This window comes from Shewanella sp. POL2, assembly GCF_000282755.1.
Taxonomy (GTDB): Bacteria; Pseudomonadota; Gammaproteobacteria; order Enterobacterales; family Shewanellaceae; genus Shewanella; species Shewanella xiamenensis.
The window spans coordinates 1-16,499 of the sequence record NZ_AKZL01000093.1; the positions used below are offsets into that span (position 1 = coordinate 1).

Here is a 16,499-nt window from a genome sequence, read left to right on the forward strand (position 1 = left end):
CACATTAGTGGGCTTTTTTACTACGTTGCGTCAACTGAGATTACAGGTCGTCAGCTTTAAACTCGGCTATCGACTCGCCACGGAATTGTTTCTTCAACTCCGCCTTTGACAGCTCATTTAATTTTCCGCCAGCACCTATGGTGAAATGCTCCGTTTGATCTAAACGGCGCGCCTGATAGAGCATCACCACTTGAAGAGTCGATTCACGCTGGGCTTCGGTCAATACTGTGCCATCTTCCCATTTGCCTAATTCAGCAGCGCTACGCAGCCTTTCATAGACTTCTTCAGGCATTTGGTCGATTACTTGATTAATGTCGGTCATACACTCTTTCGCTTATGTAATACGATTCTAACGCGGGTAATTAAATAGCCCACAAAACCAAAGACAAAACAGATGGCACCAATGGTCGCGCGTACGCCTTCGGCGGGCTCTCCACCCCAAAACCAAATCACCACCCCCGCAATAAACAGCGTCATGGCAACAAAGCTTTGGTTCATTAAGCTGCTGGATTTTTGGATATGACTGATCCGTACGAGCGAGCTATTATCACCATTGGTTTTTGCCTCACAATGCGGGCAAGCTGGCGCCTTGCTCGACATCCGTTTACGGCAGATTGGACATTCGATTAATGCCATAGTCGCACCTATCTTAACTTATCAACCACGGCGAGCATGGCAATCAATGACGCTTCGCCTAAATAAATACTGCGCTCAGGTGACCAACCCACAAACGGATCTTGCAGGTTATTGTTGTCTTTAAAAGGCATTTCTAAGGTGTTCGACAAGCAATCGAAGGTTTGCGCCACCCAATTAGACGCCACGGTCAAGTTGGCTTGACCAGGCTCGTCTTTAGCGTACCCAAACTCGGTTTGGAAATCGGCACTGGCCAAGGTTAATGCCTGACTAAAGTCCGCTTGTAGCTGCGCCAATCGCTCATTGTAAGCTGGTACACCCTCACAACCCGCGAGGAAAACATAGGGAAGACCTTCATCACCATGGACATCGTAAAATAAATCTACGCCCGTTTGCTGCATCTTATGCACTACATGGTAGACCTCAGGGCTTCTTTCTAAGCTCGGGGTTTGCCATTCACGGTTAAGGTTAACCCCAATCGCATTGGTACGCAGATGGCCTCTTACGCTGCCATCCGGGTTCATATTAGGCACTATGTAGAAGTTCGCTTTATCGAGCAACGCTTTTGCGGTTGGACAATCATTATCCAGCAGACGATTCACTAAGCCTTCGACTAACCATTCCGCCATGGTCTCACCGGGATGTTGCCTTGCGGTGATCCAAATATTGCGTTTATCAGGATTGCCATCGCCCACTTTCATCAGGGTAATATCACGGCCATCTAAGGTTAAGCCTAAATGTTCAAGATTTACATCGGGATGCAATTGTGCGTTGCTGAGTAAATCTAAGTGACGCTCATAGCTGTACGGCGCAAAGTAAGCGATTTGAATCGCATCACAATCAAGTTCAAGCTGGATACTGAGTTTGCCATCAATATATTGAGTTGGTACACGGAACCAATGCTGACGATCGTAACTGGCGACTGCGTGGTAATCCTGCCAACCCTTAGGATAGGAAGCGGTGCCCGCATTGATAATATTTAAGGTGTACTGGTTTCCCACCTCACCTTCGAATCGGAAGTTGAACCATTGATAAAACTCACCGCCCGCATCGGGACGGATAGCCAGTTGAATATCGTCTTTATTATCAAGATTAATGACTTGGATATTTCCGCCATCAAAATTGGCACTGATCCGCATACTGATTCCTACTTAGTTATTCATGTGAGGGTAATGATGCAAAATACGCATCTACTATAATAATGCCCGTTAGAATAAACCAAATCCGTATCAGGGGAAAATGAAAAGCGAGTAAAATTGCCTAAGAAGCCATCAGTCACGCTTTAATTAATCAGTGCCTAGGGCAATCATCATTTAAGCGCTAAAACTATATCCTTGACCGCGAACAGTATTGATTAAGGTACGCGGTAAGCGAGTATTAGCGAGTTTTCGCCGAGTATTACTGATATGCATATCTAAATTACGATCAAACCGCCCTAAGTCCTTCTGCAAAACTGACTTTTGCAGCTCTTGCTTAGTGATCACTTGCCCTTTTCGTTCAAACAGGTACTTAAATAACCTAAACTCAGTTTGGGTTAGCTCCACGGCATGCTTGTCGATGGTTATCCTGTAGGCGGTTTCGTCAAACTTAATCGATTGAATGGCGGCGGTTTGATCTATCGCCATTAGTGGCTTATGCCGCTGCACTAACCGTCGCTCAATCGCCTGCAAACGTACCAATAACTCTTTAATACTAAAGGGTTTAGCTAAGAAGTCATCCGCACCGAGTTCATAGCTTCTGATCCTGTCTTCTTCATTATCGCGGGCTGACAACATCATTATCGGCGTCAAACAATCCCTTGCCTGTAAAAGCTCAAAACCATCCATTTGCGGCATCACCAGATCGAGCATAACAATCTCGGGCGCAAAGGAGCGAATGCGTGAAAGCCCATCAACACCGTTAACGGCACATTCAACCTCATGTCCTTGTGCTCGGAGCACATCAGTTAACCACACTCGGAATAATGGATCATCATCGACTAACAGTATTCTACTCATCCCAAAACACCAAACGATAATCAATATCATTTATGTTACCATGCCTAGATGTTTGGCTCTAGTATAAGAAGAAGATTAAAAATCAGTATTTACTTAATTGTGATCAAGTTGGCAGCGATAGATAACGCTTGTAACCTTTTGCACCAAAACAAAAAAGCGCCCGAAGGCGCTTTTTAGAGAGGGTTCAAATTAAAATTAGAACTTAACAGTCACACCGCCGTAAATGGTACGGCCGATAGTGTCGTAAACTTCTGGAACAGTACCAGCATCACTACCGTTAGTAACGTATAGAGGCTTCTCATCAGTCAAGTTCTTCACACCTAAGCTAACAGTGGTGTTATCAGTTACATGATAGGTACCAGAAATGTTGTGATACAGAATTGAATCAACACCTCTTGCAGCAACGAATGGATTGTCGTTTGCATCATAATCAGTGTAAACATCTGTCATCGATCTGATATAGCGGTTGAAGTACATTACGCTCCAATCATCTTGACCTGCAGAGATGCTGAAGTTGTTACGTACGCGAGCATAAGCTCCCATATTACCGTCGATTGTACCAGTATAGTTTTCACCATCCTGCTCGAACTTAATCAAGTAAGTCGTATCGTTACTTACTTTCCAATCTAATCCAAATAACTCGAAGTTATAGGCTAAGTTGAAATCGATACCGCTAGTATCTTGTGAACCTACGTTAGTCAGTGCACTTGTTAAGTTGAACAAGTCACCATCCGCAGTAATATTGAATGTGCTGCACGCTTCTGCATCACCAGCATGACAGGCATCTAAGCCAACTTGCACGTCTGCACGAGCAATTGCATCAGTTACTTTGAAACGCCAGTAGTCAAGAGTAATTGACATACCATCAATATAGTTTGGTGAGTATACTAAACCAGCAGTGTAAGACTCTGATTCTTCAGGTTTCAAATCTGGATCTGATGTACGATTCACTAAAATTTGACCAGTTTGCTCACTCAGAGGTAACCAAGGATTAGTTAGATAATCAAACGAACCTGAGTTGCCGCCATATAGCTCAGCTACGCTTGGTGCACGGAAACCAGTAGCAGCTACAGTACGAACCATCAGCTCATCTGTCGCTGTGTAGGTTAAACCAATTTTCCAAGTGGTTGCCTTACCGAAGGTAGAGTAATCATCTAGACGAAGTGCAAATTCACCCGTTAGTTTTTCTGTAAACGGTACACTTACTTCTTCGAAAATAGAGATAACATTATAGTTACCACTGGTTGGATCTTGTTGTGCTGCGGTGCTATCACCAGCTACAACAACGGCATCAGGATTGTAGAAACCACTTTCACGACGGTATTCTGCTCCGATAGCGAAACCTACTGCACCAGCACTTAGGTCGAATAACTCACCGTTTAAGCCTGCTGATAACGTTTGTTGTTCGTTACCGCCAGTAGATTGCTCTTGATACGAAACATCCTTCATTTCATCCGTCAGGGGAGAACCTTCAAACCATGCATATGGATCAGCGTAGATTGAATTAGCCATCAATGTTGCGTTAATTGAGTTCGCAACCCCAGTCTTAGCTTCGTTCTTACCAAAGGTGTAGTCCACATTCCAATTCATACCAGTATGAACGTCTAAAGAACCCGCTAAACCACCAGATAAACGCCAAGTATCAGTATCTTGACTGTAAACACGAGGGCCAACATCTTTCATGCGTCTGTTATATTGAACTTGTCCACGAGCATCCGCTTTAATCCCTGCATCAATCATACCTTGGTCAAGGGTAAGACAACCTGCAGTTGGATCTTGGACTCTTGGGTCACCACACACGTTTAACTTGATTTGGGCAGGTTGTGCCGCAAGTTGTTGGTTAGAACGGCGATTGGTATAGATAGCGTCGGCAGTCAGTACCACATCATTGCCTAACTCCTGCGTCATATTTGCAAATAAACTCCGACGTTCACTCGGTGTTTGGAAATAGACGTCATTTGAGTAGTCATAGGTCTCAGTTCTCTTAACCCAATTACCATTGGCATCGATAACTTTTTGATTTAATGCACCAGTTGGAATAATTGAACTAGTGTTATCCAGTGGATCATACCAATCACGATCACCCTGAATTACACCACGACGATCAGAGTAAGCTGCACCAAAGGTGTAGTTGCCACCATCGGTGTTAAAGCCATACAGTGCGCTCACATCACCGTTTTCGCCGTCACCCTTGTCGGTGCCGCTACCGTTGAAGTCTAATTGGAAACCTTCAAAATCTTTTTTGGTGATGATGTTCACTACACCAGCAATCGCATCAGAACCGTATACCGCTGAAGCACCGTCTTTCAGGATTTCAACGCGAGCGATCATCGCAACAGGGATAGAGTTTAAATCCACAGAACTGTCAGCACCTGAACCTGAGTTCACCATGCGACGACCGTTTAATAGTACGAGAGTACGTTGCGAGCCCATACCACGTAAGTCAACTTGGGCAACACCGTCAGCACCGTTGTTAGTGGTTGAACCTACCGCAGCACCTGCCATTGAGGTTTGTACTTGTAGCATTTGGTCTACAGAGGTAAAGCCTTCGGCTTTGATTGCAGCAGCATCAATAACGGTAACAGGAGAAGCTGTTTCCATATCTTGACGTTGAATACGTGAACCCGTGACTTCAATACGCTCGACTTTTGCAGTCTCTTCAGCTGCAAATGCGCTTGATACCACGAAGGTACCAGCAGCAATTGAGCTAACGACAGCTAAATTGATAGCCGACGCAACTTTGGTTCTTTTTATCATGAATGAATGCTCCCTAGATCTTACTATTATTTTTATGCTTACAGTATGTACAACTATTGCTGTACGACTGTTGCGCTTGATACTGAGGATTCACTTTCATTCAGTCAACGTTCATTTTTTTAACTTTAAAAATCAAAATGTTTAATTTATTTAGTTACTTTGTTTTTTATTTGTTTCAAAAAGATCGTGTGCACTTTCTTTTAGATTTATTCAGCATAAAACACCAATAAAACTGATTTCAGATAGACACAACAACTGTTAACAATGCAACATTTAAAAAACATTTAAACACTTCAAAAGTGTGATGCACGTCACACTTTATCAAAGGTAAACAGTCTTGCGCACAGAATAATGTATCGATTAATTATGAGAAAATATGCATATTAGCAATCTTTGCAATACTAAGAATTGAGAAAACATAAGTAGTTTTGGTGAGTTAATGGATACAAAATGAATAAGGTGTGGTTTTTATGCAAACCCAGGAAATTTTAAACACAAATGCAACAATTAATTGTCAATTTATAAATTGAGAACTAATTTGCTATTGGGACAATCGTTAAGGGACAAAAATGCATTAAGATAACGAAAATACGAAGAAGATAGATGATATACAATCAAACAACACTCAATAACGCATCACTTAAATTACTTGCAGAGATTACGTAAAAAGCTAATAAAAACAATAAGGATTAAATTAAATCCAGGTTTCATCTATTTCTATACAAAAAATATAAAAGCGACCTAAGTCGCTTTTATATTAAGCAATAGATAACACTATTTAGCGATCACTCTGGTTTTATCATTCCAAAGTGTAAATACGCTCTGGCCGTTGCGATCCTGCCACGGGGAGTGCGTTGGATAAAACCTTGTTGAATAAGGAAAGGTTCGAGCACATCTTCAATGGTTTCGCGCTCCTCACCAATTGCTGCCGCAAGGTTATCAAGGCCCACTGGGCCGCCCATAAACTTATCGATAATCGCGAGCAACAATTTGCGGTCCATATAATCGAAGCCTTCGCCATCGACATCGAGTAAATTGAGCGCCAGCTCAGCAACATGTTGAGTCACAGCACCATCGTGTTGCACTTCGGCATAATCACGCACCCGCCGGAGTAATCGATTGGCAATCCTTGGTGTACCGCGCGAACGTTTGGCAATTTCAGTTGCGCCCTCACTATCAATGGCTAATCCCATCACTTGGGCAGAACGGGTCACAATGGTGCTTAAATCTTTGACATTATAAAACTCAAGTCGCAGCGGGATGCCAAAACGCGCCCTTAGCGGAGAGGTTAAGGCCCCCGCCCGCGTGGTCGCGCCGACTAAAGTAAAAGGTGGTAAATCGAGCTTAATGGAACGCGCTGCCGGTCCTTCACCTATCATGATATCCAGTTGATAGTCTTCCATCGCCGGATACAGGATCTCCTCAACCACTGGACTTAATCGATGGATTTCATCGATGAAAAGTACATCACCCGCTTCGAGGTTAGTCAGCAGCGCCGCTAAATCCCCTGCTTTTTCCAACACGGGACCCGAGGTCGATTTGATATTGACGCCCATTTCATTGGCGACAATCATCGCCAAGGTGGTTTTACCTAAACCTGGCGGACCGTAGATCAACATATGATCTAAGGCTTCTTCGCGATTCTTGGCCGCTTGAATGAATACCTTTAATTGAGCGCGCGTATCATCCTGCCCAGTGTATTCATCGAGCAATTTAGGGCGCATTGCCCTATCGATAACATCATCTTGACCTTGCAGCTGTGGCTGTATCAGTCTATCTGCTTCAATCATTTACCTATTCCTGTTACCGCATTGCATTCTTGGCATGCGGCACTTGCTATTTTGCTGCAGTTGCAGCCTGCTTGGCTGCAAAAATCGCGCACCGCAATAAACTGCCTCAATCAAAACCATGCGTTAGAGCATCGATTTTAACGCGGCCTTAATTAAGGTCTCACTGTCCATGCCTTCTTTAAAGGCTGCTGAAACCGCTTTGCTCGCCTGTGGCGGTTTATAGCCGAGGGAGATCAAGGCTGAAATTGCATCCTCTTCGGCACTGTTGACCGTCGGAGCCGGTGAATAGTTAGATTGCAGTACGAACTCACGCTCAGAGCCTACGGATGCCTCCATCAAACTCTTCAATTTATCGCGCATCTCAACCAATAAACGTTCGGCAGTCTTTTTACCAACACCGGGTAATTTCACCAGCGTCACTATATCATCGCGCTCGACACAGCCCACAAACTCGCTGGCGGTCATGCCAGAAAGAATGGTTAACGCCAGTTTAGGGCCCACGCCGTTGGCTTTGATAAGCAAACGAAACAGTGAGCGCTCTTGTTTAGTGATAAAGCCGTAAAGCAGCTGGGCATCTTCACGCACCACAAAATGGGTATACACTGTGGTCGGTTGATTGACCTCGGGGAGTTCATAGAAGCTGGTGAGGGGCATCTGTAACTCGTAACCCACGCCATTGACATCAATCAACACCTCTGGCGCTTGCTTTTCAATTAACACTCCACGTAAACGACCTATCATCTGTACCGTCCATATGTTCTTGTTGTCGCTCGGCCGCTTAAGGCAACCAAGCTTTGATTGGTGTGATAATGACATACTGCAACGCCAAGCGCATCCGCGGCGTCTGCCTGTGGTGCGGCTGGGAGCTTAAGCAATTGCTGGATCATATGTTGTACTTGCTCTTTTTTCGCACGCCCAGTCCCGACTACAGCACTTTTTATCTGGGTTGCGCTGTATTCTGCAACAGGTAAATTCGCCACGGTTGCTGCGACAATTGCTGCGCCACGGGCTTGGCCCAATTTTAAGGCTGAGTCGGCATTTTTAGCCAAAAATACCCGTTCAATGGCAAACTCATCGGGTTGATATTGGCGAATAATTTCACTTATACCATCAAAGATCTGCTTTAATCTTAACGGCAGATCATCACCCGAGGTACGAATGCAGCCACTGCCTAAATAAAGTTGCTGCCGCCCTTGGCATTGGATAACGCCGTAACCTGTGATCCGCGAACCTGGGTCTACACCTAAAATAATTGCCATTGTTTCCTTATGCGTGCGCCTTACGTAAATCGGTCGATTTGCGTCTTAACAGCGCCTCAACCAAATCATGACTGATTAAAGAACCATTAAAGAACCACTCAAAACCTGCTCGCGTTCATTCAACCAAAGGAGACACGTTGTCTTACTCAGCATCTAGCTTGCAAACACTTGTACCTCCCCAAGTTGGCTTAACCCAAACTTTCCATAATCTCATCAGAAATTTCGGCATTATGATACACCTCTTGCACATCATCGTGCTCTTCGAGGGTATCGATAAGGCGCATAAACTTCTCGGCAGTCTCGGCATCTAACTCGGCTTTGGTCGAGGCTATCATCGCGATTTCGGCGTTATCACTGACAAACCCTGCGGCATCGAGGGCATCTTTCACCCCGTAAAACTCGGTCGGTTCGGTAAATACGTCAATCGCACCATCATCGTAACTCACCACATCTTCGGCGCCCGCTTCGAGCGCCGCATCCATCAAGGCATCTTCATCGGTGCCAGGCGCATAGGACAATACTCCGCGTTTAGTGAACAAATAGGCAACCGAACCATCGGTTCCTAAGTTACCGCCCGATTTGCTAAAGGCATTACGTACGCCGCTGACGGTACGGTTACGGTTATCGGTCATGGTTTCCACCATCACCGCGGTGCCGCCTGGGCCGTAACCTTCGTAAATAATGGTTTCGAGCTGCTGACCTTCAAGCTCGCCAGCACCGCGCTTAATCGCGCGCTCAATGGTATCGCGGGTCATGTTGCCGCCGAGCGCCTTATCGATGGCGATTCGCAGACGCGGATTTGAATCGGGATCTGAGCCGCCTTCGCGGGCTGAAACCGTTAACTCACGGATAAATTTGGTAAAGAGTTTACCGCGCTTGGCATCTTGCGCTGCTTTGCGGTGCTTAATATTGGCCCACTTACTATGACCAGCCATGGGAGTTCTCCTCTACATGTAGCCATTGCACATCTTATCAATAGCCTAAGGTAACCTTGACGGTGCCTCGAATAAGGCGCCTTTACTCAATGTTCCTTTACACAGTGAATGACGGCAAGTTCAGTGACGTCGATAACGCAGATATTGATAAGAAATGAAATGACGGGATAAAAATAGACCGAGGCTTGCGCCTCGGTACTCGATAATCGCTAAAGATTAGTCTTCAGTCTTCGCGGCTTTCACCACGGAAATACCTAGTTCAGCTAATTGTTGTGGATTAGCAAAACCTGGCGCATTGGTTAACGGGCACGCCGCTGTGGTGGTTTTCGGGAATGCCATCACATCACGGATTGAGCTTGCGCCCGTCATCAGCATGATGATGCGGTCTAAACCAAAGGCTAAACCTGCATGTGGTGGCGTACCGTAACGTAACGCTTCGAGTAAGAAGCCGAATTTCTCTTTCGCTTCTTCATCGGTAATGCCAAGAATGCGGAATACCGCAGACTGCATCTCTTGGTTGTGGATACGTACCGAACCACCACCTAATTCACAGCCGTTTAATACCATGTCGTAGGCATCTGACACACGGTTAGCAGGATTGGCTTCTAGCTCTTGAGGTGTCACGCCGCGCGGAGCGGTAAATGGATGGTGAACCGCGTGGAAGCTGCCGTTGATCTTCTCAAACATTGGGAAGTCAACCACCCACAATGGACGCCATTGACCTTCAAGCAGATTAAAGTCTTCACCGGCTTTAAGACGCAGTGCGCCCATAGATTCGGCAACCACAGTCGCTTGATCAGCACCAAACAGAATAATATCGCCCGTTTGTGCGCCAGTGCGGCTGATGATTTCGTTAACAATGTTCTCATTCAAGAACTTAAGCACAGGCGATTGAATGCCTTCTAGGCCTTGAGTAAGGTCGTTTAGCTTCATCCACGCTAAGCCCTTGGCGCCGTAGATGCCAACAAACTTAGTGTAATCGTCGATTTGCTTACGAGACAGGCTTGCACCGCCAGGAATACGCAGCGCCGCAACACGGCCTTCTTCATCATTGGCTGGACCTGAGAATACCGCAAACTCTACTTCTTTGAGCAAGTCAGCCACGTCCACCAGCTCTAATGGGTTACGTAAATCGGGCTTGTCTGAACCAAAACGACGCATGGCTTCGTTGTAGGTCATGCGCGGGAATTCGCCTAAATCGACATTCAGCATCTCAAGGAACAGACCACGCATCATCTCTTCGGTTTTCGCCATCACTTGCTCTGAGCTCATGAAAGACGTTTCGATATCGATTTGAGTAAATTCTGGCTGACGATCAGCACGTAAATCTTCGTCACGGAAGCATTTTACGATTTGATAGTAACGGTCAAAGCCTGACATCATCAGCAGCTGTTTAAATAGCTGTGGTGATTGTGGCAGTGCGAAAAATTGACCTTTATATGTACGGCTCGGCACTAAATAGTCACGGGCACCTTCTGGGGTTGCCTTGGTCAGGATCGGCGTTTCAATATCTAAGAAACCGTTTGAGTCGAGGAAACGACGCACAGCACTGGTCACTTTCGCGCGGAACATTAACCGCTGTGCCATTTCTGGGCGACGTAAATCTAAATAACGATATTTTAAACGCTGTTCTTCACTGTTGTTTTGATAGTTATCTAAGCTCAGCGGCAGTGGCTCAGAACTGTTGATAATAGTTAGTGCTTTACCCAACACTTCAATTTCGCCAGTTTTCATTTGTGCGTTAACTTGGCTATCAGGACGTGCACGAACCACGCCTTTTACCTGCACACAAAACTCAGCGCGCAGTGTGCTAGCCACATTGAACACTTCAGGTAAATCTGGATCGTAAACCACTTGGACCAGACCTTCTCTGTCTCTTAAATCTAAAAAGACTACGCCACCCAAATCACGGCTACGATTAACCCAACCTACCAAGGTAACTTCTTGTCCAACGTGAGACTTATTGACGTCTCCACAATAATGACTGCGCATCTAACTCTATCCTTTATCCGGAAACCGGTGCTTTGGAAATAATCAAAACGAGATAAAAGCGGCATTATAGTCAAATAATGCCGATTACCAAAGTACTTCACTTTTAGGCGGTGAAGTATCAAACAGTTTTACGCCCTTGACTAGAGGCGAACGCACTATCTATGCATAAACGTACAAAAAAACATCAAGCCACGCGGTAGCAACGCCCACCCGCCGTTTTGGCTTGATACATTAATTGATCCGCTTTTTTTAATAATTCAATCGCCGTATCACCATCGCGGGGATAAATCACCACACCGATACTCACAGCAATTTCTACCTTTACGCCTTCAAAAGTGAAGGGCGATGAAAGCGAGTGCAGAATATTATCAGCAACTTGGGTCGCGGCATCGAGATCTTGCACACGATTTAGCAGGATAACAAACTCATCGCCGCCAAATCGAGCCACAGTATCAGAATGGCGAACGGCTTGCGTCAGTAATCCCGCCACCCGTAGAAGCAAGGCATCACCTATTGGATGCCCATGCTGATCATTGATTTGTTTGAATCCATCTAAATCAATAAACAGCAGCGCAAAATGGCTCTGATCGCGACGATGGGCTAATAGTGCCTGCGATAATCGATCATCGAGTAAGCCTCGATTAGGTAACTGGGTTAATGCATCATGGCTCGCAACGTATTGCAAACGTTTTTCTGCGGCAATACGACGAGTTATCTCACGATTTAGACGACGATTAACCACTAATACCGCGATGATCACCACCGATAAACTCAACGCTCCAAACAATAAATAGCGGATCCAACGCAAGTATTGCCCATCGTCAGTGGCAATCGCGAAATTCACCCAATGGGAATAGATTTGTTGCTGCTTTTGCTGATCGATCTGCGCTAATACTCGGTTGATTAATGGTGCCAATGGGGTAAATTGCGGGTTTATGCCAAAATGACTATGTTGGTCGGCTAAATCGCTTAAGAGTGAGATTTTAAGTAAAGGATACTGGCCCGTTTTTAACTCAGAGGCTAGCGTCACCACCTTATCAATAAACACATCGGCATTACCTTCATTTACCGCTAAAAGCCCTGAGTGCGTATCGGGTACCAACACGAGCTTCAGCGAAGGTTGTAGCATCATTAGTTGAGCGACAAGATGATAGCCTTCAACCACGGCCACTCTCTGACCTGCCAATTGTGCCAAATTAAAAACAGAGACTTGTTCAAGCTGCGATACTAGCCCCCATGGCGATGGCCAATAGGCATCACTAAAAACCACATGCTGTTGCCGCTCAGCGGTTTTAGCAATACTGCCCGCCAGTGCAATCTCTCCTGTGCGCAATGCGCGAATAAGCGACTGCCAATCATCAAACGCAACGGGTTGGATCTTAAGATGCAATTGCTGGGCGAACATATTTACGATATCACTATTAATGCCCGCGAATTGCCCTTGTTCATCGCTAAATTCCATGGGCGGCCACTGCTTAAGATAACCCAGTTTGAGTTCACCCAATTGTGAAAGATAGTTTTGTTCGCTGCTTGAGAGTTGGATACTGCGTAAGCCTGCCTGATTAAAAATACGGTCTTTAGGGTTAAGCATCCATTTTTGTTCAACATCAGCAAATTCCTGCATGCTAATGCTGTGAAATCCATTGCTGATCCGTTGAGTCAGTCCAGGATCATCGCTTCGAGTTAATACATAGATATCGGTAGGAAATTCCAGCTCAGGGTATTGATTAAAATCGGCCCATGCTTTGTTTTGCAGAAGATAATGGGTAGTCCATGCTCCCGCAGCAACAAACCCAACAATCTCCCCCGCTCTTGCACCAGCGACCATCGCATCCATACTGTCATAGTAACGCAATGACACATCCGGCAGTGCTTTGCGTAACTGGACTAAATATGGCGCCGTTGGCACAACACCAATACGTTTACCTTTTAAGCGATGTAAATCAGTTAATTGCTGTTGATACAAAAACAGTCGACTCTTTACCGTATACAAGTGCCACGCGCGAGTTAACCCCGTTTTCATGTCATCACTCTCGGGATAACCAATATGAGCATCGGCTAACCCTTGACGTACATCGTTAACACTGCCGTTCATATCGCCTGAGATAAAATCGACATCAATCCCCGTTTTAGCCGACCATAGTCGCCAAAGATCTACATAAAAACCATGGGGTAAACCATCAACACCTAAATCAACAAAAGGTTCAACTCCCAGTTGCATCGCGACTATCAGTCCCGCTTTTTGGCCGTGGTAACCCAACCAGCGACGCTCAGTTTGTTGGATAAATTTAGGGTCAAGAGCATTAAAGCCCGCCTTAATTTTATTCAGTAAGGCGGTATTGTGCTTCATCACCGCAGGCACAAATTGCATCGCTTTGATGGGGATACGTATATTGAGAGGAAAATTTGCTGCGATCGTTTGGTTAGAGGAAGGGTCGCGAAGATAACCGTCGAGCCCAGCAAACACCACTGTGTCACCCGCCGCCACACCTGCAAGTAGCTTTTCACGGCTTTCATAATATTTAAATACTAACGCAGGTTCGATACGGCGTAATTCCGCTTCATGGGAAGAACCGGACACAATTCCAATCTGGTAAGGCACCAATTCTTTAATGTTTTTTTTGCCCTGCAAGGATTTATGTAAATACAAATAGGTGCGAACATCAGCAATCGGATCGGCAAAATCAAATAGTTGTTCACGCTCCGGGGTTTTACCCATGCCAATATGCACTTGGGCGTTTCCCTGTTGTAACTGTGCGAGGGATTCATTCCAGTGTCGCGCAACAAAAACAAGTGAGGTATCGGTGCGTTTACCCCACTCCTTCCAAAGATCGACTAATAACCCCGTGGCTTCGCCCTCGTTATCCACAAATTGATAGGGAAAGCTGTCTTCCCCCATCACCACGATAAGCGAATCAGTCGGTCCTTGACTGGCATTAACTGTGTTGTTCGAAAAAACACAACACAGGATCACAATAAGCTGGAACACTAACTTCAACTGGGGTCCCTAGTACCTGATGTACAATGTAAATACTTTGTTATTTATCGCATATTAGACAGAAATTTCTGGCAAATTACTAGCCCGAGACTTGCTGCTAGTCAACGGGATTCGTTAAAATGCGGGGTTGAACTTTCGAGACATTCCCAAATGAACGCTTCCCAAGATACTATCTACGCTCAAGCGAGCGAGCACATTAGCGATTTCCAGTTTGATAGCCGTGTTGCGGGTGTCTTTAGTGACATGATCCGCCGCTCAGTGCCTGGTTACACCCAAATTATCAATACTATCGGCGATTTTGCGGATCGTTTTGTTAAACCTAATACCCAGATTTACGACTTAGGATGCTCTTTAGGTGCTGCAACATTGAGCATTCGCCGCCAGATCCAAGGCCGTGACTGCCGAATTGTTGCCGTAGACAATAGTGAGTCTATGGTGACGCGCTGCCAAGAAAACCTCAATGCCTATGTCAGTGATACTGAGGTTGAGCTGATCTGCGGTGATATTCGCGATATTCACATCGAAAACGCCTCCTTAGTGGTGCTCAACTTTACGCTACAATTTTTACCTCCCGAGGACAGAGAGTCACTTATTGCCAAGATTTATCAAGGCTTAAATCCAGGAGGGATCTTAGTACTCTCGGAAAAAATCCGCTTTGATGATGCGCCAATTCAAAGTGTACTTGAAGAACTGCATCTCGACTTTAAACGAGCCAATGGCTATAGCGAGCTCGAAATCAGTCAAAAACGTAGTGCGCTGGAAAATGTCATGAAACCAGATACCTTAAGTACGCATCAACAGCGCTTAACTCGCCAAGGGTTTAGTCACTTTAGTACATGGTTCCAATGTTTTAACTTTGCTTCTATGGTGGCCATCAAGTGATTAATTTTAGCTCCTTTTATCAACAAATCGCCGACTCAAATTTACAACATTGGCTTGAAACCTTGCCAGCAATCCTCGGTAAATGGCAAAGAGAACACAAACACGGCAACCTCCCGAAATGGGAAAAAGTGCTTAATAAACTGCACTATCCAAGCCCAGATAAAGTCGATTTTGTTGATAGTGTCACGATAGGCACGGGTGAGCAGCTCACGCCAGGCGAAAAGGAAAAACTCGAGAATTTACTGCGGCTCTTTATGCCTTGGCGTAAAGGTCCATTCCATATTCACGGCATTCATATCGACACCGAATGGCGCAGCGATTGGAAATGGGATCGGGTTAAACCGCATATTTCGCCCCTGCAAAACCGTACAGTACTCGATGTAGGTTGCGGTAGCGGCTATCATATGTGGCGTATGTTAGGGGCCGGCGCTAAGCGTGTCGTGGGTATCGACCCTTCCCCGCTGTTTTTATGCCAATTTGAAGCGGTTAAACGCTTGAGTGGTGAGAATCACCCTGTGCACCTGTTGCCACTTGGTATTGAAGAACTTCCGCCATTGGATGCCTTCGATACAGTATTCTCCATGGGCGTCTTGTATCACAGACGCTCACCCATTGATCACTTGTTGCAATTACGCGATCAGTTACGTATGGGGGGAGAATTAGTATTAGAGACGTTAGTGATTGATGGTGATGAAAACGCCGTACTCGTCCCGCAAGATAGGTATGGCAAAATGAATAACGTTTGGTTTATTCCATCCGTTGCGGCACTGATGCTCTGGCTTAAAAAATGTGATTTCACCGACATACGTTGTGTCGATACCGATATTACCGCCCTTGCCGAGCAGCGCCGAACCGATTGGATGCCAAATGAATCACTGGTTGAATATCTTGATCCTAACGATATCACTAAAACTATCGAGGGTTACCCTGCGCCAAAACGCGCAACGATTATTGCTGTGAAAAATCAACCGAATCAAGATTTGAACTAGAGCATGATACACTTAGGCATGTTAAAGCCATGTCATCCCATACCATGAGGGTCACAGCCCCGTTGCCTATGCCAAAAACATTGTTTACGGCTAGCCTGTTTGGCTGGTGTTTATTATCCTCTATTGGTGCAGCCTCTGCTGCACCAAGCCCTGTACCTCTGCTGGTGGAACAGTGTTTACGTCATCCTAATATTGACTTGACTAGCGCCTTTAGCCGCTATGCCAATACACATAATTTGCCCACTTTAATGCTCTCAGATAAAGCCT

Annotated in this window: 13 protein-coding genes and 1 pseudogene; 3 read left to right on the forward strand and 11 right to left on the reverse strand. The window is 45.5% G+C overall.

Features of this window, described 5'->3' with window-relative positions; all coding sequences use genetic code 11:
• Nucleotides 1-40: 40 nt before the first annotated feature.
• The 11 genes from SHEWPOL2_RS18565 to SHEWPOL2_RS18615 all read right to left on the reverse strand — a co-directional run bounded on the left by SHEWPOL2_RS18565 (nucleotide 41) and on the right by SHEWPOL2_RS18615 (nucleotide 14,361).
• Nucleotides 41-322, reverse strand: coding sequence for a DUF1315 family protein (locus SHEWPOL2_RS18565; protein WP_037418861.1), 282 nt, complete (start codon nucleotides 320-322; stop codon nucleotides 41-43).
• Nucleotides 319-636 (reverse strand): hypothetical protein, encoded by a 318-nt coding sequence (locus tag SHEWPOL2_RS18570; RefSeq protein WP_037418858.1) that lies wholly within the window; start codon nucleotides 634-636, stop codon nucleotides 319-321. The genes SHEWPOL2_RS18565 and SHEWPOL2_RS18570 overlap by 4 nt, the downstream gene beginning before the upstream one ends.
• An 8-nt stretch (nucleotides 637-644) precedes the next feature.
• Entirely contained in the window at nucleotides 645-1,772 is a 1,128-nt protein-coding gene (locus tag SHEWPOL2_RS18575) for a M14-type cytosolic carboxypeptidase (RefSeq protein ID WP_037430581.1), read from the reverse strand.
• 174 nt (nucleotides 1,773-1,946) lie between these two features.
• On the reverse strand, nucleotides 1,947-2,630 hold the full coding sequence (locus SHEWPOL2_RS18580) for a response regulator transcription factor (RefSeq protein ID WP_037419044.1): 684 nt from the start codon (nucleotides 2,628-2,630) through the stop codon (nucleotides 1,947-1,949).
• 195 nt (nucleotides 2,631-2,825) lie between these two features.
• Entirely contained in the window at nucleotides 2,826-5,387 is a 2,562-nt protein-coding gene (locus tag SHEWPOL2_RS18585; protein ID WP_037430583.1) for a TonB-dependent receptor, read from the reverse strand.
• 785 nt (nucleotides 5,388-6,172) lie between these two features.
• Nucleotides 6,173-7,177 (reverse strand): Holliday junction branch migration DNA helicase RuvB, encoded by a 1,005-nt coding sequence (gene ruvB, locus SHEWPOL2_RS18590; RefSeq protein WP_037418848.1) that lies wholly within the window; start codon nucleotides 7,175-7,177, stop codon nucleotides 6,173-6,175.
• A 123-nt stretch (nucleotides 7,178-7,300) separates the two neighbouring features.
• On the reverse strand, nucleotides 7,301-7,918 hold the full coding sequence (gene ruvA / locus SHEWPOL2_RS18595) for a Holliday junction branch migration protein RuvA (RefSeq protein ID WP_037430586.1): 618 nt from the start codon (nucleotides 7,916-7,918) through the stop codon (nucleotides 7,301-7,303).
• Complete coding sequence (gene ruvC / locus SHEWPOL2_RS18600) at nucleotides 7,915-8,436, reverse strand: crossover junction endodeoxyribonuclease RuvC (RefSeq protein ID WP_037430588.1); 522 nt, start codon at nucleotides 8,434-8,436, stop codon at nucleotides 7,915-7,917. Before ruvC ends, ruvA begins: the two co-directional genes overlap by 4 nt.
• A 188-nt stretch (nucleotides 8,437-8,624) precedes the next feature.
• Entirely contained in the window at nucleotides 8,625-9,371 is a 747-nt protein-coding gene (locus tag SHEWPOL2_RS18605; protein WP_011622670.1) for a YebC/PmpR family DNA-binding transcriptional regulator, read from the reverse strand.
• 216 nt (nucleotides 9,372-9,587) lie between these two features.
• Nucleotides 9,588-11,363 carry an aspartate--tRNA ligase gene (gene aspS, locus SHEWPOL2_RS18610; protein ID WP_037430590.1) on the reverse strand — a complete coding sequence of 592 codons (1,776 nt, stop codon included), beginning with the start codon at nucleotides 11,361-11,363 and terminating at the stop codon, nucleotides 9,588-9,590.
• A 184-nt stretch (nucleotides 11,364-11,547) separates the two neighbouring features.
• Complete coding sequence (locus SHEWPOL2_RS18615; RefSeq protein WP_037430591.1) at nucleotides 11,548-14,361, reverse strand: transporter substrate-binding domain-containing protein; 2,814 nt, start codon at nucleotides 14,359-14,361, stop codon at nucleotides 11,548-11,550.
• 150 nt (nucleotides 14,362-14,511) lie between these two features.
• On the opposite strand from SHEWPOL2_RS18615, the gene cmoA reads away from it, so the two are divergent.
• From cmoA to SHEWPOL2_RS18630, 3 genes and pseudogenes are all read left to right on the forward strand, one after another.
• Complete coding sequence (gene cmoA, locus SHEWPOL2_RS18620) at nucleotides 14,512-15,243, forward strand: carboxy-S-adenosyl-L-methionine synthase CmoA (protein ID WP_037418836.1); 732 nt, start codon at nucleotides 14,512-14,514, stop codon at nucleotides 15,241-15,243.
• Nucleotides 15,240-16,232, forward strand: a complete 993-nt coding sequence (gene cmoB, locus SHEWPOL2_RS18625) for a tRNA 5-methoxyuridine(34)/uridine 5-oxyacetic acid(34) synthase CmoB (protein WP_037418833.1) — start codon at nucleotides 15,240-15,242, stop codon at nucleotides 16,230-16,232. The genes cmoA and cmoB overlap by 4 nt, the downstream gene beginning before the upstream one ends.
• 68 nt (nucleotides 16,233-16,300) lie before the next feature.
• Nucleotides 16,301-16,499 (forward strand): annotated as a pseudogene (locus tag SHEWPOL2_RS18630) (peptidase M3A); the annotation flags it as partial.

Bases quoted from the DNA above. Each gene is read 5' to 3' on its own strand.
- SHEWPOL2_RS18565 (WP_037418861.1), bottom strand. From the start codon at position 322: ATGACCGACATTAATCAAGTAATCGACCAAATGCCTGAAGAAGTCTAT.
- SHEWPOL2_RS18570 (WP_037418858.1), bottom strand. From the start codon at position 636: ATGGCATTAATCGAATGTCCAATCTGCCGTAAACGGATGTCGAGCAAG.
- SHEWPOL2_RS18575 (WP_037430581.1), bottom strand. From the start codon at position 1,772: ATGCGGATCAGTGCCAATTTTGATGGCGGAAATATCCAAGTCATTAAT.
- SHEWPOL2_RS18580 (WP_037419044.1), bottom strand. From the start codon at position 2,630: ATGAGTAGAATACTGTTAGTCGATGATGATCCATTATTCCGAGTGTGG.
- SHEWPOL2_RS18585 (WP_037430583.1), bottom strand. From the start codon at position 5,387: ATGATAAAAAGAACCAAAGTTGCGTCGGCTATCAATTTAGCTGTCGTT.
- ruvB (WP_037418848.1), bottom strand. From the start codon at position 7,177: ATGATTGAAGCAGATAGACTGATACAGCCACAGCTGCAAGGTCAAGAT.
- ruvA (WP_037430586.1), bottom strand. From the start codon at position 7,918: ATGATAGGTCGTTTACGTGGAGTGTTAATTGAAAAGCAAGCGCCAGAG.
- ruvC (WP_037430588.1), bottom strand. From the start codon at position 8,436: ATGGCAATTATTTTAGGTGTAGACCCAGGTTCGCGGATCACAGGTTAC.
- SHEWPOL2_RS18605 (WP_011622670.1), bottom strand. From the start codon at position 9,371: ATGGCTGGTCATAGTAAGTGGGCCAATATTAAGCACCGCAAAGCAGCG.
- aspS (WP_037430590.1), bottom strand. From the start codon at position 11,363: ATGCGCAGTCATTATTGTGGAGACGTCAATAAGTCTCACGTTGGACAA.
- cmoA (WP_037418836.1), top strand. From the start codon at position 14,512: ATGAACGCTTCCCAAGATACTATCTACGCTCAAGCGAGCGAGCACATT.